The following is a 23,042-nucleotide window of genomic DNA, read 5'->3' on the forward strand; positions in this document are numbered from 1 at the left end:
TTATCCCAGGATAATGCCAACAATGGTGGCAGAAAATAAAGATGCCAGAGTACCGCCGAGCAGTGCCCTGAATGCCAGTTTAGAGAGTGTGGTACGTTGATTTGGAGCAAGAGCACCAATACCTCCAAGCTGTATGCCAATAGAACTGAAATTGGCAAAGCCGCAAAGCATATACGTTGCCATTACATAAGACTTTTGCTGGACGAATGCATCAGCGGATATATAATCCTTCAGGCTTATGTAAGCAATCATTTCGTTAAGTATAGTTTTTTCTCCCAGCAGCTGGGCAACGAGGGTCATGTCTTCTTTACACACACCCATCGTCCATGCCAGGGGTGAAAGAGCATACCCAAGCAAAAACTGCATGCTGAGATGATGGTATTGCCCTTTGGTCAACAGGGTGATTTGATCATTCAAAGTTGTCCAATCACCTACCTTCTGTAAGATAAAATTCAGCATGGCAATAAAGGCGATAAAGACCAGCAGCATGGCAGCGACATTGACGGCCAGTCTGAGTCCTTGTCCTGTGCCATTGGCAATTGCATCAAGAAAATTATCACCGATTTTTTCCTTTGATATTTTAACCTCCCCCACTACCGGTTCAGTTTGTGGGAAAAGCATCTTAGCTGCCACAATAGCGCCAGGTGCAGCCATGACTGATGCGGTAATCAGGTGTTTGGCAAACAGCAGTTGCTGCGAGGGGTCGCTACCGCCAAGCAATCCGATGTAAATGGCCATCACTCCACCTGCAATAGTTGCCATTCCGCCAACCATTACACACAGTATTTCCGATCGTGTCATCCCCGGCAGATATTCTTTGATCAGCAAAGGTGCCTCCGTTTGACCGAGAAAAATATTCATGGTTGCCGACAGGCTTTCCGCTCCGGAGATTTTCAGCATCCGTGTTAAAAGCCAGGCCATAACCCAAACCACTTTCTGGATAATGCCAAAATAAAACAATAAACTGGTTATAGCCGAAAAGAAAATAATAGTTGGGAGTATCTGGAATGCAAAATTCAGAAGACCGATTTCGACCTGACCTGACGAAAAGGATTGAAACAGGAATTTCCCGCCTATTTTCGAAAAATCGAGTATTTTAATAAATACCATTCCAAGAAACTCAAACACATTTTGCATAAATGGGAGTTTCAGAACAGCAATAGCGATGATGACCTGAGTGAGAATGCCAAGGATGACGATCCGCCATGAAATAGCTTTGCGGTTGGCGCTGAAGACATAAGCTATCATCAGCAGGACAAGCATTCCCAGGGTTCCTCTGGCCATGGATTTCATGCTGAAACCAGTCCCTGTAAGCTGTGCTACAGTATTTTTTGTACCCGTCAGGGTATATACATATCCATTTCCGGTAATCACCAAACTGTCGGGGGTGCATTTGTCGATGGTGTACCTGTAAACCAGGGAATCAATGGCAAGGCCATCATCAAGTATCCGGCTGACCTGCTGTCCGTCAGTATAGTATATCAACTCGGGTCTGCCGCTAAAGACGCGAAAAATGGTCGAATCGACAAGAGTCAAGGTATCCCCGGGTACGCAATTCAGAAACACTACATTCTCCTGCATATGCCATGAGCCTGTTTTATACAGGTGCTGACTTTCAACGGAAAGGCTGAATAATTTATTGACTTTTGACAGCTTCAAAAAATCGTTGCTGCTGGCATTCAGTGACACATTACTTTCCAGGCTTTTAATGAGAGTGATTTTCCATTCATTGATAACCAACTTTTCTAATCCCTGATTTTTCCTTTCTGCAGCTTTTACATCACTGGCTATGGTCAAAACATATAAGAAAAAAAGACATTCAACAATTCTCTTCATAACTATCATCAGGGATTAAAAGTGATGAATCTAGTAATTTATGCGTTTATTCCCGGATTTTTCTTCTTTTTATCTCATCTCTGATCTGCGAAGCTCTTTCATATTCTTCATTGGATATGGCTTGTTCAAGCAGTTCCTTCAGTTCATTAATCGTCATTGAGGTATACTCCATCTCACCTATTACATCTTCAGCTTTCTCTTGTTTGGCTTTCGCATTCTCATCATCCATGATTATTGCAGCTGAAGCCATCACGCTCTCAACAGTAAAAATCGGGCAATGAAATCTTAATGCTATGGCTACCGCATCAGATGTGCGCGAGTCAATTTCTGCTTCCTTGCCTTCCAGCTCACATATTAACTTGGCATAAAACACCCCTTCATAGAACTTATTAATGATTACTTCTTTAATACTGATACCGAATTGCTTTGCGAAGGTTTTAAAAAGGTCATGTGTCAGAGGCCGTGTAGGTTTCATTTTTTCCAGTTCAATGGCTATTGCCTGAGCCTCAAAACCTCCAATGATAATGGGCAGGCGCCTGCGACCATCCACCTCTCCCAGTATCAATGCATAAGCTCCGCTCTGTGATTGGCTTGTGGATAAACCCACTATCTTCAGCCTGATCTTATTCATCATGATTAAATCAACAGAAAAGATTTGAAAGGTAAAAGTAGGATTTTTTTTTAAAGGTCAGGAAATACAAAGGAAATTTCCCGGGATTAATTCGACTTACAAATTTTACGGCACTTTGTTTGTAAAATTTGAGTCTCATTAATAAAATACTATTGGATTTTTTAAATACTTTTTTGACATTTGCGCACCTTAATGTCAAATCCAAAAATTCCAATACGCATGAAAAAACTATTAACGCTCATTACGATTTTATTTTTACCTGTGCTGATGATTGCCAGTGAGGCTGATCTACCATTGCCTAATCTGAAGGAGAATTTTTTCCAGGGATGGTCATTGCTGATCTTCGGTTTCATTGTCATCATTGTGGGGATGCTTTTCGGTTTGTGGCAGTATCTCACTATCCGGAAGATACGCGTACACAAGTCCATGTCGGATGTTTCCAACATCATTTACGAAACCTGTAAAACTTACCTGTTCCAGCAAGGAAAATTCCTTGCTATTTTATTCGGGATCATTGCCGTAATCATCCTTTATTATTTTCTTGTGCTGTCGCATCTCACCCTGCCCAAAACATTACTGATCTTATTCTGGACACTGATCGGCATCCTGGGATCATATAGTGTGGCATGGTTCGGCATCCGGATAAACACACTGGCTAACAGCCGCACAGCGTTTGCCGCTTTAAAAAACAAACCTTTCAATGTCATGTCCATACCGATGCAATCAGGCATGAGCGTTGGATTATTGCTCGTTTGTGTTGAGCTCATCATGATGCTGATCATCCTGCTGTTTGTTCCCTATACCAGTGCAGGTGCCTGTTTTGTCGGATTTGCCATTGGAGAGTCACTTGGTGCAAGCGCACTGAGAGTTGCCGGTGGGATCTTCACAAAAATTGCTGACATAGGCGCTGACCTGATGAAAATCGTCTTTAAACTGCCAGAAGACGACCCACGGAACCCCGGAGTTATAGCCGATTGCACCGGTGACAATGCCGGCGATAGTGTAGGACCTACGGCTGACGGCTTTGAAACTTACGGTGTAACAGGCGTTGCCCTGATATCATTCATCGTACTGGCCATCAATTTCGGAACACTGGGTATCTTCCCCAACAAAGAAGCTGCATTTTTATTCCAGAGTAATCTTATCGTCTGGATTTTCGCTATGCGTATTTTAATGATCGTCACATCACTGGCAGCATATTATATCAACCTGGTATGGGCAAAAGCAAGGTTTGGCAAAGCGGACAAATTCAATTTTGAAACACCCCTGTCCAACCTGGTCTGGATAACATCCATCCTTTCAATCATCGTTACATTTATTGTCAGCTATCTCCTGTTAGGTAAAATTACTATTGGCAACACAATGGTCACTGATCTGTGGTGGAAGCTGGCGATTATTATCAGTTGCGGCACACTGGCTGCGGCTCTTATACCGGAGTTCACCAAGGCATTTACAAGCACAAAATCACGCCATGTGAAGGAAATCGTCACCGCATCGCGTGAGGGCGGCGCCTCACTCACCATTCTGTCAGGCATGGTTGCCGGGAATTTCAGTGCATTCTGGGAAGGCATGGTCATCGTTGCACTTATGGTTATTGCTTTTGTAACAAGTACGCTGGGACTCGATCAGTTCATGACCTATCCGACCATCTTTGCTTTTGGGCTGGTGGCCTTCGGCTTCCTCGGCATGGGACCGGTTACCATCGCCGTCGACAGTTATGGACCGGTGACTGATAATGCCCAGTCAGTATATGAACTCTCACAAATTGAAAACAAGCCCGGCATTAAAGAAGAAATTAAAAAAGATTTCGGTTTTGAACCCAATTTCGAAAGTGCCAAATACCATCTTGAAGTGAATGACTCGGCCGGAAACACGTTTAAAGCAACGGCAAAACCTGTCCTCATCGGCACAGCTGTAATCGGTGCAACAACTATGGTTTTCTCAATCATTCTGCTTCTAGCAAAAAATGGATTGCTTCATATTGAGTTGACCTCCGCCCAGGTTATCCTCGGTTTTGTAACAGGAGGTGCTGTCATTTACTGGTTTACAGGAGCTTCTATGCAGGCTGTGACGACAGGTGCTTACAGGGCTGTTGAATTTATCAAGAAGAACATCAACCTGGATAAGAAAGAAGCCGACATCAATGACTCCAAAAATGTGGTCAAAATATGTACAAAATATGCACAGGCCGGCATGTGGAACATCTTTGTCGTTATCTTTTCCCTGACACTGGCCTTTGCATTCATCGATCCAAACTTCTTTGTTGCGTACCTGATTTCCATCGCCACCTTCGGTTTATTCCAGGCTTTATATATGGCAAATGCCGGAGGTGCATGGGATAATGCAAAGAAGATCGTTGAAGTTGACCTAAAAATGAAAAATACACCATTACATGAAGCCACAGTCATCGGCGACACAGTCGGAGATCCTTACAAGGATACTTCTTCCGTTGCCATGAATCCGGTCATTAAGTTCTCAACCTTATTCGGATTGCTGGCTGCCGAGATCTCCATTCAAATGATACTCGGAGGTTTCAAAACAGCTTCAAAGTGGATAGGCCTTGCGTTTTTCATCGTCGGCTTAGTCTTTGTTTACAGGTCGTTCTTTGCGATGCGGATAAAGAAGGAGTAACGAAGCAAAAAAAGGGATGACATCTCGGATGAGATGTCATCCCTTTTTTCAATAGATAATCAGCTTCTTATTGATAAAGTAATCTTTATCTCTTAATCTTAAGATATAAAGCCCTTTTAATATATCCGAAGTATTGAGCAGGATCGTTTTTTCACCTTCAATTTGTAAATTTTTAATAAGCTTCCCCCTTATATCATATAATTCAAGTTGGATAAAAGGATATTCAAATGTGACTTTAATAAGGCCATTTGTCGGATTTGGGCTAACAATGACGGGGAGAATAGTAATATCTACTATTCCAAGCTCACCAACACCTATGACAGGTAAAGACAGTATGGATTCCTCAGGATCATTGCTGTAAATATTAATAAATCCGCTGTACTCAGAACTCTCTTCCGGTGAGAAGCATATTATTAAATGATTTGAACTATTGCCATCGATTCCGATGTTTGAAATAATGTTATTAAAATCTCCATTTTCCTGTTTGATTTTATACCCCTCCGGAACAGTAATGGAATCAATATACAGTAATTCTGTTCCTGTATTGAAAATTTGTAATGTATCGGTTTTAGTCAGTGAAACGCCGCATTGTCCAAAATCAAATCCTGAAGGTAAAGTTTGAATGTTTTGTGGTGTAACAACTTGGTACTCATACACGCCGATATCGATGCGGCCATTCATTATGCGTGGGAGCATGTCGAGATCTGTCTCCGGAACAGAAAAATTTGCAGTATCCGGATCCCCTGCATCAATGCATAGTGATGAAGGAGATAACCTGAAGTCATCGTTCTCATAATCAATAAACTGTGGCCAAACATTAATGTTGCCTATCCCAGTATTCGAAGTGCATGAATAAGAAATATTACTGTTTTCGCCACCAACAGAATTATTAGAAAAAATTGAGTTAATGATAATATTGCTATACCCCCATAATCCAGAATCATTGTAAGAGGCATAGTTATCGACGAAGGTGCAATTTGTAATAGTTGAGTACTCTGCATAAGCACCACCACCATAGCCGTAATAGCCAATACTCCTGTTATTATAAAACAAAATATTAGATATTTGGGCGCCTGTTACATTAATACCACCTCCATAAGCCGACGAATATTGGAGAGCGGAAGCCTTGTTATCATGAATTACACTGTTCGAGAGAGTTAATGAATTATCATCAGCATAAATAGCACCGCCTTGTCCTCCCGAATTGGTATTAAAGCGGAAAATACAATTGGAAATGTGAGTATATACCTGCTCAATATGAAGTGCTCCATTTGGTGATGCGTATTCAAATATACAATGTTCAAATGAAGATGAGTCATTAGAGATCGCTTCAGCACCGACTAAATACATGCCAGCCCAATATTTCAGTAAGTTTTCATCCTCCCAAGGCATTTTACCGGTAAAATAGATTTTGTGTTCGGATGTACCGGAAGCTCTGATCTTCCCTTGTACAGTCATTCGATAAGGCCCATCAAATTTAATATGGCATCCGGGCTCAACAACAAGAGTTACACCTTCCGGAACAGTAACATCTCCTGTGATGAAGACACATAAACTTTTAAAGGTTGTATCATGAGTGATAGTGCCTGACAATTGGAAACAGCTGTAATAATTACCCAAAAGGGAAGCAGACTGATAAGCAGAGTATGGATTATCGCTCTGAATTATCAAAGTCCCTTCAAAATAGCCGGTGTCGGATGGAAGAAATCTGATATAAATGGTGTCATAATCAAAAGGATCAAGTTTGAAAGGCTCTATCGTATTTTCCCAATTCACCTGACCTTTTCTTTTAATAAAAAAAGGATGATCAGTACTTATTGAAAAAATAGTTAGTGTATCCGTACTTGTATTAAAAAGATAAAGGCTGTCGATAAAAAGTTCAGAAGGACCGAAGCCGTCAAATACAACGTATTCAGGATAAAAAGATAATCCACCATTATTAATTGTATCCTGGCACTCATAAGCTCCTATATCGATCCAATGATTAACAATTCGTGGCAAGGAATCAAGGTCATAAGCAGGAATATTGAGACCTGTTGTATCCCACGTACCTGCATTAATGGCAATACTTTGGATATCAAGATGGAAATCACTGGAATCATTGATATAGTCAGGATCTACTCCTGTGATATTGAGAATCCCGTTAAGGTTACCATAAGTTAAATTTTGTACTAACGAATAATTAGCATTTACTGAACCATAGAGGTCATCCCCATCCGGCACACTGTCACTTAAATTGCCGGCTATAATCGTATTGGTTAAATTGACAACAGCATTAGCTACTACAAGGCCACCACCACTTCCGTTGCTCTTTTCATTAAGTGCAGAGTTATTATTAACAGTACCGCAGGTGTTATGGGCGATGGTACAATTCACTAATTCAGTGATGCTGTCGACACAATAAAATCCACCACCGTCTCCCGGATTTCCGTCATAAGGTCCTCCGACTTCTGTCATATTGTTATGGATCAAACAATTAATAGCCGATAACCTGCCTGAATTGTATATTGCTCCGCCATCACCGCCATCTCCACTTTCGCGTCCATAAAGAGGAGATCCAATCCATGTTCCTCCTTCACCTGACTGATTATTGAAAATATTTGAGAGAATTAATACGCAATTTCCTACATTATACAATGAGCCTCCGCCGCCTCCATCAGCTCCATATGAGAAATGGTCACCACTTGCATCACCACCATTACCTGCATGATTTTCCTGAAAAACCGAATAATCGACATACAGTTCTCCTTTATTAAAGATTCCACCTCCTACTCCACCTTTAGCACCAAAGCAGTAAGAGTGATACCCGCCACTTGAATTTCCCCCTTTACCAGCATAATTATTTCTTATCAGGCAATTCCATAATGAAGCATAGCCTTCATTAAATATTCCACCTCCATAACCTCCGGCACAAGCACTCCAACCCTCTCCATTTTCATCATATCCAAATCTTCCCTCACCTGCGTAATTTTCAAATAATTCACAGTCGAATAATGAGACATTTCCCTTATTGTAAATTCCACCGCCGTGACCGCTTCTGCCACAGGGTTCATTCCAAGGACCCCCGTTAAATACATAATCACCAGCATGATTATATCCAATAAGGCATTTCTTTAATACTACGTGATCAGTTTCAATATAAAGCCCCCCACCGGGGTCAATATCTTGTGCATCCGGCGTATGTCCATAAAGAATTTGTAAATTACATAGATACACTGTCTTGTCCCCTCCGGATGAAACAATATGCATGATTCTGAAATACAGAAAGGTGAGATTTACATCTCTTATGATACAGACCTTTTCTGTACCACCAATAATGCTTAATGATTTGTTTATTAATAATTCCCCTGATGTCAACCGCACGGTATCTACCACATCTATAAAAGTAATGGTATCACCATCATTGGCCTGATCGATCAGGTATCTAAGCGATCCGGGTCCATTGTCATTTTCATTCTCAACAATCAAGTTATTCTGGGCAGATAAACTGAATGAAAGAATTAAAATTAACCCTGATAATATGAGTCTGATCATCCTGATAAATTTAAAATATGAGAGTACGAAGAATCTTGTGATAAAATAGTAAAAAATCCTATTGATTTGAAAGGTTCTGTTTTAAGATAATGTAGGTTCTGTAACCCCAAGGGCATACAGCGCAAAGGGATAAGTAAAGTAAATGATTTATAGCATTGATTTTAATTGTATTACGAAATATTATTCTACAATATTCTTAAACAGAACCATTTGAAATAAATATATTCAAAATTAAAGGGATGACATCTCGTTTGAGATGTCATCCCTTTTTCATTTAAGATTTTTTAATAATAATGTGCAATTCAATCAGTGCATAACAACCATTTTCTTTGTACCTGATATTTTTCCATTTATTTCCAATGAGTAATAATAAATACCCACAGGTAATCCTGAAACATTAAGTTCAATCTTGTGTATGCCTTCGTTCATATCTATTTGCTGAATCGAGTTTTGCTCTTTTCCAAGACAGTCGTATACTCTTATAACCACATTACCAGGTTCAGATATTCTGTAATATATAGAGGTCGATGTCGAAAAAGGATTGGGAACGTTTTGCATCAATTCACCAGGTTTGAGATTTTCTAAATTCTGTTTAGGTATTTCAAATTGATTGCTACATGGCAACAGTGCAAGCAATTCATCACGTTTTATTCCGAATTCAGACATCGATTTCGGTTTATGCTCAGGCATGGTTCCTGTAAATGAGTACCTTGACCCACTGTTTTCTATCAAAAAATAGGTATATCCCAGGTCGATAATTGCAAAAATGCTATCTTCAAGGGTCTCCGGATTTTGAATGATGTTTTCATACCAGTCTATCGCAGTCTCCCAGTTTTCAAGTTTTACATCGCATTTGTTTGCAAGGAAATCGCCCAGTTTAGTCAATGCCGTATCTGCAAGTATTGTATCGTTCGTTCTGTAATATTGTTTTAAACTGTTATAGTCGTCACCGGTTAATTTTTCAAGCCTGAAAAGCTCTTTCATTGCACTTTGGGCATAGTCTGATTCAGGATATTGCTGAATGAGCATTTCAAAAAGATTTTTTGCATCAGTATAATTACCTGCTTCAAACTGACTGACAGCGCTTGTGTGCATATCTTCGGCAGCATCTGGAACATGCTGGTTATCGCCACCCGGGCACCATATGGGGTTTACTAAATAAACATCGGGGTAAAGATCTTCGTGATAATCGAAATTATTGCCCCAGCAGTTGTATCTGATGTCCTTTGGAATTGGGTCGCCCGATGCCCACTGGTAATACACCATCGGATCGCCTGGATTTCCCAGATTGTCTTCATCAATGATGGCATTATATCTGAAATACCAGGGGAAGCTATACCCTGATGAATACACTTCGTAAGAACTGTTATCCATGACAAGGTTCATTTCATCATATGATGACGCATTTGGATTACCGTAGAAGGCGACACGGCTGTTGTTAAAGAATTTTACGCCGAATTGATTATCATGAATATAGTTGCCCGACACGGATGCTGTGGAGTTGTATATGGAGATCCCGCTGGAAGCATTATTATAAATATCATTGAATAATATATTCTGATTACCGGAAGGGCCACGACCGCTATTGAAAAGTGAGATACCACCACCGTTGCAGTTGTATATTTGATTGTTGTTAATGTAAAACCAGTCATATTCGTCAATGTTTATCCCCGGATGAGCCTCATTTTGAAAGATGCAGTCTGTGATCGACAGACTATAGAACGGTACGGGATTTACTGTATTTGTGAAATATGTCCATACATGGTCGAAAGTGGAGTTTTCCAGGTTGACAAAACCCCTGTGCGATCCGATATAGGTATAGCTGATAGTGGAGTTTTCAATATCAAGAGCCTCACAATAATTAATAAGTTGTCCATTATTGAATGATACATTGTCGAAAGTAACCGTCGCGTTTTGGTTATTTAATATCAAATTGCCAATGTCAAATGTAACATTCTGGCCTATTTGAACATTGCCGTTAATAACAATTTCATTTTGCCCTGTTTTTCCAGTAATTGTAACATTATCCCCGATAATTAAAGTAGAACCTATTTCGATAACAATTTGGCTATTGTACATATCAATATTTACACCGTCTTCAATAGTTAAGGTTGAATTGTTTGATACAGTTGATGTGAAACGTGAAACCATATCCGAATTGAAACTTAAATCTTCTTCTATGGTAGAAGGAATTAAATCATAAGGTAGTCCGAAGGTATTCATCGTATTATATCCCAGCACTATGTTTGTTTCGGGATAATATAATTCAAACTCCTCGCCCCAACGGTAATCTATTATCGACCAAGACTCAAGTATGCCAGGCGGATTGGATAGGTTTTGTACCCAAACAAATATTTTACCAAAATCTTCCTGCATAAACTCAGGGCCAAAATCAAGTGAAAACTCTATCCATGGATCTTTTCCAATACCTTGCATAGGATTTGGCCCTCCTGCATATATTATTGGAGAAATAATATAATCGTTCATGGAATTATCATTGGCATCGGTACCCCAGCCGTGCCAGATGTTCAGGTTATCACGTTTAGTATGAACAATTTTCATTTTAATCACTATTTCAGGACTATAATTGGGTAATACTTCGTAAACAATAACCTTGTTCTGGTTCATCATTCCGTTACCTACAAGTAATCGATAAGGAACCCACCAGAAACCATTTGTTCCGGAACTTGGCCCATTGCTATCCACTATTTTAAGTGCCCCAATTTCCCATTCTGACATAGTTTGCCCATTAATAAACTGACCGTCACCATTGAAATCGTATTTTACATCATCGCAATAGCCCACAATTGTAACCCCGTGGTTCCAATAGTCAAAACTTAATTTTACCTTATCAGAAGAATGAGCACTTTCTGGAGGCAAGCTACCTTCTTGTCCGCCAAAGTGACATGCCATTAAGGCCACTCCCCCAACATTAGAGCCTGCGTTATGATCATAAAGCCAATGCTTTAGCAGATCAAGTCCATCTGGATTATCAACCTTGAACTGGTATGATTCGTCAAGCTTGTTAAAATGGGTCAAATAATATTTATCGTATCCGCTCATCCATCGTGAATAATCCAGCATATTAAGGCCACCCCACACTTCTTCATTCACAGCGCCAATGTTTTTGAGATGTTTAATCGGAAACCAGGAACCGCCCGTAAAGCTTCCTCCATTATCAAAGTTCCATGTAAAATTAGGATCATAACTATTATAGGTATTATTCCATGGAACATTTCTTGCCCGGTTCATTTCATATGCAAATGCGTAATATACTCCGGAAGCCGAAGCACACATACCTGATCCTTGCTGATTCATAATAATAGTAGGGAAGTAAGGTTGTTCATTATTTAAAACCTCAATAGGTAGATTAATTCCCTGTGAAATTTCCGACAATTGCAATTCGGGTAAGGAGTTCAATAACTGCTGCGCTTCATCGTCAACAATAAATCCCTGAAAATTCATTTCCTGGCATAAACCTGCTTGCTTAATAAGCAACAACATAATTAAGCCGATAACTGTTTTTACGTAAGTGAATGTCTTCATTGTTTAAAGAATTTGGTTAATCACTAAAATGTTCTGTCTTAATTTTTAATTTCACTATTCTATCAACAGCATTTTCCCTGTATAATATTTATCTCCAGATATTATATTATAATAATATACCCCTGTTTCTTTCCCATGACCATTGAATAAATAATAATCTGAACGTATGCACTTTTCATATTTTACCAAAATACCTGCTGAGTTATAAATACTTACTCTAATACAACCATAGTTAGGGTAAAAAACTGAAAGGTCGATACATGTTTTATCCTTGAAAGGATTGGGAAAGCATTGTGCAGCGATAGTGTTAATATTAAGAATATCCTTATTAATACCAGTTGTTGATTCAACGCTCTTATATAACGTATCAGGATGATTGAGTACACTAAAACAAGTATATATAAAACCGCTTATATCAATGGCTAATTTTTCAGCTTGCCAGCCCAGACCCGAATTGATATACTCAAAACTTTGCCCGTTGTCATAAGAAACCATTACACCGCCTGTATTAGAAGGATAAGAAAGGCATGCTAAAAAAATATCATTTTTTTTGTTAACCAGAATATCGTTAACTGAACGGCCGTATACAACTGATTCCCATTCCTGTGTTTGTTCATCGTACTTAAATAGTCCGTTATATATTGTCCCTGCCCATAACACCCCATTGTTGTCAAATGATAACGACAATAATCCTTCACCTTCCATGTCAACGAATTCCCATGTTTCTCCACAGTCATATGACCTGTAAACACCCCGTTCATTATCAACAAAATCATTATCGGTACCTGCATATACTACACCTTCAGGCGAAAATGCAAAACAATTTGCATATTCTTCACCAGAGCCTCCGGGAAAACAATAAACCGTATCCCAGCTCTCGCCATAATCTACCGATCGAAAGATATAAGGAGTTGCATGTCCTCCCGCAAAGAGAATGCTATCATTAAGCAGTTCCACACTAACAATATTAGCTGTAACGCTAAAGGGCATTTGTGTTTCATACCATGTTTCTCCCCCATCTAATGATTTATATATGCCGAAACTAAGACCAGCGAACATTTGACCAAGTGAATTTTCTTTTATTGTATAGACAGGAACATTTGTTTTTATATTGAAAAACTCCCACGTTTCACTTCCATCTATTGAACGGTGAATACCTCCCATATTATTTCCGTGGCCAAAACCACCTATATAAATATGCCCGTTATTGTTAATGTGGATACAACATATTCCTGCCGTATCAGGAGTATCAACAATTTCCCAATAGTCTTGTGAAAATGTAGTTTTTACAAAAAAAAATATAAACAGCATCAAATAGATTATTATTGATTTTTTCATCTTCTTGTGTTTTTATATGTTAATATGATAAAATTATCATTTGAGGTTAAAGAACTCGTTTAGATCTTTATTATCATTCAATAATCTATTGATTTTTCATACACCAAAACCCTGTTAAGTGTCTTTTCAATTAGGTTTGATAAATCTTCTATAATGAATGCATAACTATTGATCGAATGCCACTGTGTTTTGTGAATTAAAGTTTTTTGTACCACATAATTTTTAAATTTGTGGCTGTTTCCGGTGTCTGGGAGTGATCGCCAGTTTTGTTTATTTTTGCTCATGGTGATCAACTCCCTTTTTACCGGAAATCAACCTGGTTTATAATGAATCCTATTTTAATAAAATTACTTTATGAGAATGAATGCTCCTACCTGACTGCATGCGTATGAGATAAAGACCAGGCATAACCTCCTTTTCGTTTAAGCCTTTACCATTCCATATTATTCTATACTTACCTTTCATTTTATATTCATTTATTAATGTATTTATTAATTTCCCCTGCAAATTATAAATTGAGATATTTGCAGAACCGGAACATTTCATATTGAAAATGATGCTTGTATGATTAGTAAAGGGGTTGGGTGAAACAAATAAACAATTATCATCTTTCACCTCCAGGAGGTTGTCGTCAATAGCATTAGTATAAGTTGTATCATACACCCATACACCATCGCCATGTGTAGCTATATAGAATTTGTTTTCATTAATGATAGGGATTATTTCCGTGGTGCGATTTTCATATAAACCCTCAAATTTCTGCCAGTTGTTTCCTGAGTTATTGCTGTAATGAATACCGTCATTTCCAGTGCAGTAAAATAAATATTCAGGATTGTCTTTTGCAATTGTAAAATTTCTGATATTTTGATATGGAAATTGACCGGATAAGTATTCGTCCATTAATTGAAAGTTACTTCCCCAATCATAAGATATTTGTATATCATCTCCTTGCATGCTTGAACCAAATAAAGTATTTGAATTCTGCGGATGTATTCCGTCAATTCTTAATTCGAGTGCATCTTCTTCCCATGTTAGTCCGCCGTTAAGGCTTCTGTGTCTTCCAAAATAAACAGTATCTGGATGTAAAGGATCGATCAAAATGTCTGTATAACTTTCATCGTTGTGGCTGACAAAAACAAGTGTCCAGCTATCACCATAATCTGTTGATTTATAGAGAGGATGCACGAACGCGTCAACACACGATGTAAGATAAACTATATTAGTGGACACAGGATGTATTGCAATATCAAATGGTGTCCCAACTATATTATGCCTGATGCTTTGAAAAGTAATGCCACCATCATAACTTCGCATAGGATCGCGACCACCATAATATATAGTATCTGGCTGTAGAGGATTGAATTTAGTAAAAAAAACCGGATCAATGACTACTCTTTCCCAGCTACGGCAAGAACCAAAACTTTTCCATAATCCCTGAGCACCTGCAGCATATACAATATCACTATTGTTTGGATGAACTTCCAAATCCAAAATGTATGAATTCATCAGATTTGTATTTTGTGATTGCGTTGTAATACCACCATTTTCAGAGTGAAAAACACCGTAATAAGTGCCAAAATAAATATTGTTGGTATTTGAAGTTTCTGCCTGACAGGTATTTCTCAAATTGATTGTGCGCGTAATTTCAGAAAGTTTATCGGAAAGCTTATCAACTTCAAACCATGAAGCCCCATTATCCGTACTTTTCAAAATACTGAATGTATAATCAGGTTTTTCGGTGTGTCTTTCAATATATAAATTAAAATCTGCATCGGCATACATACTTGTTACCCATTTGTAAGGGTCTTCAAATCCTTCGTAAAGGCTCCAGTTTTGTCCGCCGTCATCAGAAAACTCCAACCACCAGTCTAAATATCCTGTATAAACTACCCCCCAAATATTTTGAGTGTTTCCGGGATTAATGCTTATGTCGTAAACAGGAAAATCATACATTACTTCTTGCCAGCTATTGCCATCATCAAAACTTTCCATTATTCCCCATGAAAAACCAGCTTCACCTGCACTGCCTATTCCAATAATTAAATGTTCATTATCAGTCGGATCTCTTTTAATGTCAGTAATATTATATGTGTTTCCATGAGGTAAACTTTCGATAAGGTTCCATGTATTTCCACCATCTAAAGTTCTGTATAATCCACCGTTTTGAAGAGAACCGGGTGTAAAATACATACCAGTTCCCAGGAAAATATCATCAGGATTTTGGGGGTTTATGTTAATAAAATTTACAGCCAATGTATCAGGCAATGTTTCATTTGCTTTTTGCCAGCTATTGCCACCGTTTGTGCTTTCAAATAAACCTCTCTCCAACGTACTTATCCATAAATGATTTGCATCTTGTGGGTGAATGGCAATAGCATCAATTGGATAATAATCGCCATACCACCAGCAAGGCAAAGTCGGAGAGTAACTAAGTGTATCTTTATACGCAGGAAGGTTTTCTGTTGAGCAGTATGTCCATGTTTCGCCCCCGTTGTTTGTTTTGTAAAGACCGACAGAATATGTTCCCAGATAAATGACATCTGGATTTGATGGTGCCATTGCCAAGGATTGTATATGAGCACAAAATGGACCCTTTCTGAACCAGTTTGTGTCGCTTAGCAAAATTGTTTGTGATTGAGCAAATAGGCTGATAAATATTCCGGTTATTAGCAAGATCAAATTTTGCATCAATTATATTGGTTATGTTCTATAAAGTATCTATGCGAGTTTTTCTGTAAAATCATCAATCCACGATTATTTATCTAATTCTATAAAGTAATTTCCCTCTCCAATAAGGGATCCATTACCAGATAATAATCCATATCATCACTCCACACATTAAGTATTGTAATTCGTACAATACGATTAGGTAAGACAACTTATCTCAGATAAGATTTGGGTACCACGAATATAGTACATATACCATTGAAATGCAACATTTTAAATGCTTTTATTCAAAAAAATTATGAACAAAATAAAAAATGGGACTGCTACATGCTATGAGTCGCAAAATGATTATTGACGTCTATCCTTTCAAGATGCAATGAATCGATTTACTGTGTGCTTTTATGACCGTTTTCATCATTGGCCTGGGTGCCGTCTGGTACCCTGTAAGACAGATCAATAAAAAATATCTTTACCAGCATCTGGTATAAAACCATCAAATCAGAATGTTATAATCTGGTATTTCCCCCGTAAAGCCAATTCTCAATATAGTTCAAATCAATATGCTTTAATTTTAGATCTTCAATCCGGCTATTTCATAATAACCATTTTCTTTGTGCTTGTCATTTTCCCATTTATTTCCAATGAGTAGTAATAAATACCTACAGGTAATTCTGTTACATTAAGTTCAATCTTGTGTATGCCTTCGTTCATATCTAGTTGCCGAATCGAGTTTTGCTCTTTTCCAAGACAGTCGTATACTCTTATAACCACATTACCAGGTTCAGATATTCTGTAATATATAGAAGTCGATGTTGAAAACGGATTGGGAACGTTTTGCATCAATTCACCAGGTTTGAGATTTTCTAAATTCTGTTTAGGTGTTTCAAATTGATTGCTACCTGGCAACAGTGCAAGCAATTCATCGCGTTTTATTCTGAATTCAGACATCGATTTTGGTTTATGCTCAGGCATGGTTCCTGTATATGAGTACCTTGACCCACTATTTTCCATTAAAAAATAGGTATATCCCAGGTCGATAATTGCAAAAATGCTGTCTTCCATGGTTTCCGGATTTTGAATGATGTTTTCATACCAGTCTATGGCTGTTTGCCAGTTTTCAAGTTTTACATCACATTTGTTTGCAAGGAAATCGCCCAGTTTAGTCAATGCCGTATCTGCAAGTATCGTATCGTTTGTTCTGTAATATTGTTTTAAACCGTTGTAATCGTTACTGACTAATTGTTCAAGTCTGAAAAGCTCTTTCATTGCACTCTGGGCATATTCTGATTCAGGATATTGCTGAATGAGCATTTCAAAAAGATTTTTTGCGTCAGTGTAATTACCTGCTTCAAACTGACCGACGGCGCTTGTGTGCATATCTTCGGCAGCATCTGGAACATGCTGGTTATCACCACCCGGGCACCATATGGGATTTACTAAATAAACATCGGGGTAAAGATCTTCGTGATAATCGAAATTATTGCCCCAGCAGTTGTATCTGATGTCCTTTGGAATTGGATCGCCCGATGCCCACTGGTAATAAACCATCGGATCAGTTGGATTTCCCAGATTGTCTTCATCAATGATGGCATTATACCTGAAATACCAGGGGAAGCTATACCCTGATGAATACACTTCGTAAGAACTGTTATCCATGACAAGGTTCATTTCATCATATGACGAAGCGTTTGGATTTCCATAAAAGGCGACACGGCTGTTGTTAAAGAATTTTACGCCGAATTGATTATCATGAATATAATTGCCCGACACGGATGCTGTGGAGTTGTATATGGAGATCCCGCTGGAAGCATTATTATAAATATCGTTAAATAATATATTCTGATTACCGGAAGGGCCATGACCACTATTGAAAAGTGAGATACCACCACCGTTGCAGTTGTATATTTGATTGTTGTTGATGTAATACCAGCCATATTCGTCAATGTTTATCCCCGGATGAGCCTCATTTTTAAAGATGCAATCTGTGATCGACAGACTATAAAACGGTTTAGGATTTACTGTATTTGTGAAATAAGTCCATACGTGGTCGAAAGTTGAGTTTTCCAGGTTGACAAAGCCCCTGTGCGATCCGATATAGGTATAGCTGATAGTGGAGTTTTCAATATCAAGAGCCTCACAATAATTAATAAGTTGTCCATTATTGAATGATACATTGTTGAAAGTAACCGTCGCGTTTTGGTTGTTTAATATCAAATTGCCAATGTCAAATGTGACTCCTTGTCCGATTTGAATGTTGCCGTTGATTTGAATACTGCTGTTATTATTGCCTAGAAACATGACATCATCCTCAATGATAAGATTTGCTCCAGGATCAACTATTAGTTTTGCATTATTCAGTAAATAAATATCAGCATTGTTATTAAAAGTAAGCTGTTTTCCGGTGGTTACATGGATGTCTTTTGAAATACCAATCAATCCGCGATAATTGATATTCGTAGTTACATCAGTGTGCAACAGCGTAGGATATACCAAGGATGTATTTCCTCCGATATTACCAAGGTCAGAATATAATGGGTCTTCACCAGGATAAATTCCACCAACATCAATAGATTCATGTGTTTCTTCCCAATTGTAACTTTCCAGAACAGATATGTAATAATCATTGTTTTCATCTGCTTCAGAATATGGTTGCCCGTTATAATTATTTACAAATGCAGGCGATTCCCCAACAGATGCTGAATAATTGTGGAAATCAAACTCACCATGCCGGTAATATTCACCATTGACTTGTTCCCATTCATCAACAGGATTATCGTTAATATCAACATTATCAGCAGGGTAGGCATATTCAAGAGGTTGGCAGGCTGAATTAAAAACGGTATTCATTGCTTCAAGGTCATCATAAAACCCACCCGAGCGGCATTGCTGCATCCAAAATACCTTTTTGTAAGCAGGTATTTGATCGGTCAGTGCAGCAAACTCATAATCCCACATATGAGTATTATTAAGCAAACATAGATAAACAGGTCCTGTTTGTCCGGGTCCGGGTCCACCATGGTCAAATGTCCATACAAACAAAAAATCATCTTCTGTTACTTGCGGAAAACCGCCTGATCCATTGGCCAATCCGTTAAATACGTCATTCACATTCGAGTTTGTAGCAGAAAAGTCAGTAATGTGATACAGTCCGTGTGCTGCCGCAGTATATCTACTCCACATATTAGGTTTGGTAAAATCCTGTCCACCTGCAAAAAGCACAAATACATTTTCATCGGAATATCCTTTCTCATAAACAAGCATTTCCCACATCAGGTAAGTGTCGTACCAAAATTCTTCGTAGCCATAAGCGCTTCTACCTTGTCCATGATTCCACTGATCTTCAAGGGGTATGCCTTGTGCGGCATAATCACCGGTAATAAGTACGGCATATTTCTCCTGTGCAAAAGTTGATGCCGAAAGGCTTACAAAAGCCATTACCACAATTAAAATACGAATTGTTTTCATTTTTATTAATTTTGCGGCTGTTACCGGTGGCGGGGATCGGCTGCCTGTTGCCTTGTGATGCTTTTGGCAGCCCGATCTCTTTGTGCCGGTTTAATAGCCTGGTTAAAAAATTATTGAACTAATATTACCGAGCGTGTAAGAATGTTCCTGCCTGACTGCAAGCGTATGAGGTAAAGGCCTGGTGTAACCTCCTTTCCGTTTTGGTCTTTACCGTCCCATGTTATTTCATGCTCGTCTGATGATTTATTTTCGTTTATTAATGTATTTATTAGTTTGCCTTGGATTGTGTAAATTTTCAATTGAAAATCTTTATTAGATTTCATTTCAAAAACAATAGTTAATTTAATTGTAAATGGATTGGGGAAAAGCTTAAATTTATTAAATGAAGTAGTAATTTCAATATTATTTGTTATCATATCCATTTTTGAATAAAATATCTGCCCTTCGTCTGCCATAAGACTTTTTGAATAGAATAAAAATATTTTGTTGTTATATTTAATTGCTTTTAGGTTAAAAAATGCGTTTGGTGTTTCATCTATTATATAACCGTTCCAAAAGTTATCTAGAAAATAGTAAAATATTATTTTCTGACCATCATCAGATTTTTCAGTATCAAAAATATTTGGGTTATTATAGGTATCAATAATAATTTGTTGGTTTCTAGGGTCTTCAACAATTAGTTCAGGAGTAGTCCAAGATGTGCCGTTATTATATGCATAAAAAGTACCGTCATTGGGCGGAATACTATCATTTGTAAATTCCTGCCATACAAGATGAGGTAAATAGTTTGTATCTAAATCAATATCGAAACCATACCATGAATAATGTTCTCCAAATTCAACAATATCACTCCACAAATCATTTTCATAATCGTAATAAAGATATACAGGTTTTATATCATAAGCTGTTTGCCCTTCGTAATGATGGGCGCCAATCCAATGAAGGTTATTACAGGAATCTACAGCACAATTTATAAAAGCGAAATAATCATTGTTGTTATAGGGTATATAGTAATCGCTCCAAAATCCGTTTTGCAGATACCTGTAGAAAGTTGTACCGTTATTGATACTTCTGTACCAGAAACAATAAACCCTGTCATTGTTATCAATCACTAATTTATTGGCATGTGATTCGGGCATTCCTTCCGACACAACAATTGGATCACTCCAGCTTATTCCGTCAAATTTTTTATAATAAACCAAGGATTCAAGATAATTTCCTACATCATAGTCATAAGTGAGATACAAATTATTTTCCGAATCACAAACGATATGTGGGTCTGATACCCATTTCTCCGTATTCAATGAAATATCATCAGGTACAGACCATGTTAGTCCTTCATCGCTTGACTGTGAATAATATATTTTCCAAAAGTTCTGTACAATCTTATGCGCCCAAACACAATGAAAAGTACCATTTTGATCAACCGTAATATCCGGTTGATTATTCAAACCCTCCATATTAGAAATATTCAGCGGTTTTGTCCAGTTTTGAGCTGCACAGAAAGGGGCGATACAAAGACAAAGAATAAAAAAATTTAATTTCATTGTTTTACTTTTTTATGGTTGTGTTTTTACTCCTATTGCAACCAGCGTCTATATAACTAATCAAGTCGGTTTATCTACCTTAAATTGATCGTATCAACGTACTTTGTTTCATAATCAAGAAATTGTAAATCGTCAGCGAAATGTTTACCAGTAAAGATATAATTTTAATGTGTGGGTTTGGTGGAAGACCGTTAATCACAGCATTCTGATTTGGTTGCATTTCAACAGGTTCTGTACGTGGTGCCAAGGAAATACTATTGTAAATGTTCTGCCAATCAATTGGATACTTGTTGCTGTTAATAATTGTGTAGCTACCATCGGCTGTATTCACAAAAATATACTTGCATGGATGATTCCAGTTAGCAAATGGTAAATCGTCAATGAAATATACCCAGCATTCAGCAGTTGGAATATTGATGGTACTGCTATCATACAGTATAATGTTATTTTGGCTTGTTTGAATATCAGGAGATGTATAAACATCAACCATATTAAGTTGATCAGAAAAAATCTGGTTCAGAACCAGATCGTTGGCTTGCTGTCTGGCAAACTGAGCTCTGCAAAAAAGAGAACTCAAACAGATTGTCGCCAGTAATGAAAGAAAACGTAATTTTATCATTGCAAAATCCTCCATTTTAAGTTAAGACTTGATTATTTTAATTACTTGGTCGATTTTTCCGTTTATCTTCAGACAGGCGAAAATAGCGCCGGACTTGCATAGTTTATCAGTCTTATCAAGCCCGCGCCATTGTGTAGAATATTGACCTCCTTTCAGTTTTTCATGGATCAAACAATGGATGATTTTGCCCTGAATGTCATATACGGACAGCTCTACCTGTGCTGTTTGTTTTATTTCGAACTCAAAAGTTGTGGTTTCATAAAAAGGATTGGGGTAACATCGCATGGTTCCAAAATTGGCAGCATGTTTTGGATTATCAATTCCAAGGGGGGTATTTACAAAGTGACCATTGCCATCGTTAAATAAAATTTCAAGATTTCCGGCCAACGGAATATAAATTGTTCTGACTATGGCTATATCATTAAATCCGTTTCCATCCAAATCGGCACAATGAAAATTGCGCCATCCTTCTCCATAATTATTCAATGGTACAAACTGAGGTTCGGAAAGTTGAAAACCACCCTGATTGTACAGTATATAAATACCACCCGTAGTATCAGTTATCCCTGTTCCAACCGTATCGGGGTAATCTGATAGAAAAGCTATATCAGGTAAGCTGTCGTTATTAAAATCGGTTACAAAAAAATGACTTGAACCAGGCTGGAAATAAACTTCAGGCAATTCAACCAAATTGGTATCACCCTGGTTTTGATAAATCACTATGCTTGTAACATCAACGATTGGAACACCGGCCGCCGTAATCAGGTCGTTATCCCCATCTCCATCAAAATCGTTAATTGAAAACATGTCTTTTTGCCCCATGGGGTTAAGTATTTGTTCTTGAAAGCCGGATGGCGATGAGTAATATATCACGGTTGCCTGCCCACCAATAACTACATCGTCCCTGCCATCACTGTTCAAATTGCCGCAAGCCAGGCCTAATGGGTAATATCCTATAATATAATGATATTCAGGAGCGGAAAAATTCTTATATCCATAATTATAAAAAATGCCCCAAAATTGACCGCTATTGGAACAAAATAGTATATCGGTTAATTCGTTATTGTCAATATTTCCTAATGCAAGGTAATCGTAAGCCTTCGGCATGATGCATATTGTTTAGCCTGAGGTTGTGGTTTACTTTTGCGGATTGATAAATTTCAAGCGCATGAGTAACACCACCGAGCGACAGGCTCAAATGTTTTCCCTTGTGGAAGAATCCCATCAA

At 38.1% G+C, this 23,042-nt stretch carries 11 protein-coding genes; 1 reads left to right on the forward strand and 10 read right to left on the reverse strand.

The annotated features are described in order from the left end of the window. Together NT175_03740 and NT175_03745 are read right to left on the reverse strand one after the other, a co-directional pair. Positions 1–1,581, reverse strand: coding sequence for a Na+ dependent nucleoside transporter (locus tag NT175_03740; GenBank protein MCX6233821.1), 1,581 nt, complete (start codon positions 1,579–1,581; stop codon positions 1–3). Positions 1,582–1,882: 301 nt separating this feature from the next. Continuing rightward, positions 1,883–2,467 carry a DUF151 domain-containing protein gene (locus tag NT175_03745; GenBank protein ID MCX6233822.1) on the reverse strand — a complete coding sequence of 195 codons (585 nt, stop codon included), beginning with the start codon at positions 2,465–2,467 and terminating at the stop codon, positions 1,883–1,885. Between the two features lie 219 nt (positions 2,468–2,686). On the opposite strand from NT175_03745, the gene NT175_03750 reads away from it, so the two are divergent. Then, positions 2,687–5,098 (forward strand): sodium-translocating pyrophosphatase, encoded by a 2,412-nt coding sequence (locus NT175_03750; protein MCX6233823.1) that lies wholly within the window; start codon positions 2,687–2,689, stop codon positions 5,096–5,098. A 48-nt stretch (positions 5,099–5,146) separates the two neighbouring features. Here NT175_03750 and NT175_03755 read toward each other — a convergent pair whose 3' ends face one another. From NT175_03755 to NT175_03790, 8 genes are all read right to left on the reverse strand, one after another. After that, positions 5,147–8,632 carry a T9SS type A sorting domain-containing protein gene (locus NT175_03755; protein ID MCX6233824.1) on the reverse strand — a complete coding sequence of 1,162 codons (3,486 nt, stop codon included), beginning with the start codon at positions 8,630–8,632 and terminating at the stop codon, positions 5,147–5,149. 306 nt (positions 8,633–8,938) lie between these two features. Next, entirely contained in the window at positions 8,939–12,178 is a 3,240-nt protein-coding gene (locus NT175_03760; GenBank protein ID MCX6233825.1) for a right-handed parallel beta-helix repeat-containing protein, read from the reverse strand. A 54-nt stretch (positions 12,179–12,232) separates the two neighbouring features. After that, positions 12,233–13,516: a hypothetical protein gene (locus NT175_03765; protein MCX6233826.1), complete on the reverse strand. Its 1,284-nt coding sequence runs from the start codon at positions 13,514–13,516 to the stop codon at positions 12,233–12,235. 333 nt (positions 13,517–13,849) lie between these two features. After that, the gene (locus NT175_03770) at positions 13,850–16,075 is read right to left on the reverse strand and encodes a T9SS type A sorting domain-containing protein (GenBank protein MCX6233827.1); all 2,226 of its coding nucleotides are present in this window, start codon (positions 16,073–16,075) and stop codon (positions 13,850–13,852) included. Between the two features lie 696 nt (positions 16,076–16,771). Continuing rightward, positions 16,772–19,648, reverse strand: coding sequence for a right-handed parallel beta-helix repeat-containing protein (locus NT175_03775; protein MCX6233828.1), 2,877 nt, complete (start codon positions 19,646–19,648; stop codon positions 16,772–16,774). A 110-nt stretch (positions 19,649–19,758) separates the two neighbouring features. Beyond that, positions 19,759–21,195, reverse strand: a complete 1,437-nt coding sequence (locus NT175_03780; GenBank protein ID MCX6233829.1) for a T9SS type A sorting domain-containing protein — start codon at positions 21,193–21,195, stop codon at positions 19,759–19,761. Positions 21,196–21,274: 79 nt separating this feature from the next. After that, positions 21,275–21,814, reverse strand: coding sequence for a hypothetical protein (locus tag NT175_03785; protein MCX6233830.1), 540 nt, complete (start codon positions 21,812–21,814; stop codon positions 21,275–21,277). A gap of 21 nt (positions 21,815–21,835) precedes the next feature. Then, the gene (locus NT175_03790) at positions 21,836–22,921 is read right to left on the reverse strand and encodes a VCBS repeat-containing protein (GenBank protein MCX6233831.1); all 1,086 of its coding nucleotides are present in this window, start codon (positions 22,919–22,921) and stop codon (positions 21,836–21,838) included. Positions 22,922–23,042 lie beyond the last annotated feature (121 nt).

This window comes from Bacteroidota bacterium (assembly GCA_026391695.1).
In the GTDB taxonomy this organism is placed as follows: Bacteria; Bacteroidota; Bacteroidia; order Bacteroidales; family JAGONC01; genus JAPLDP01.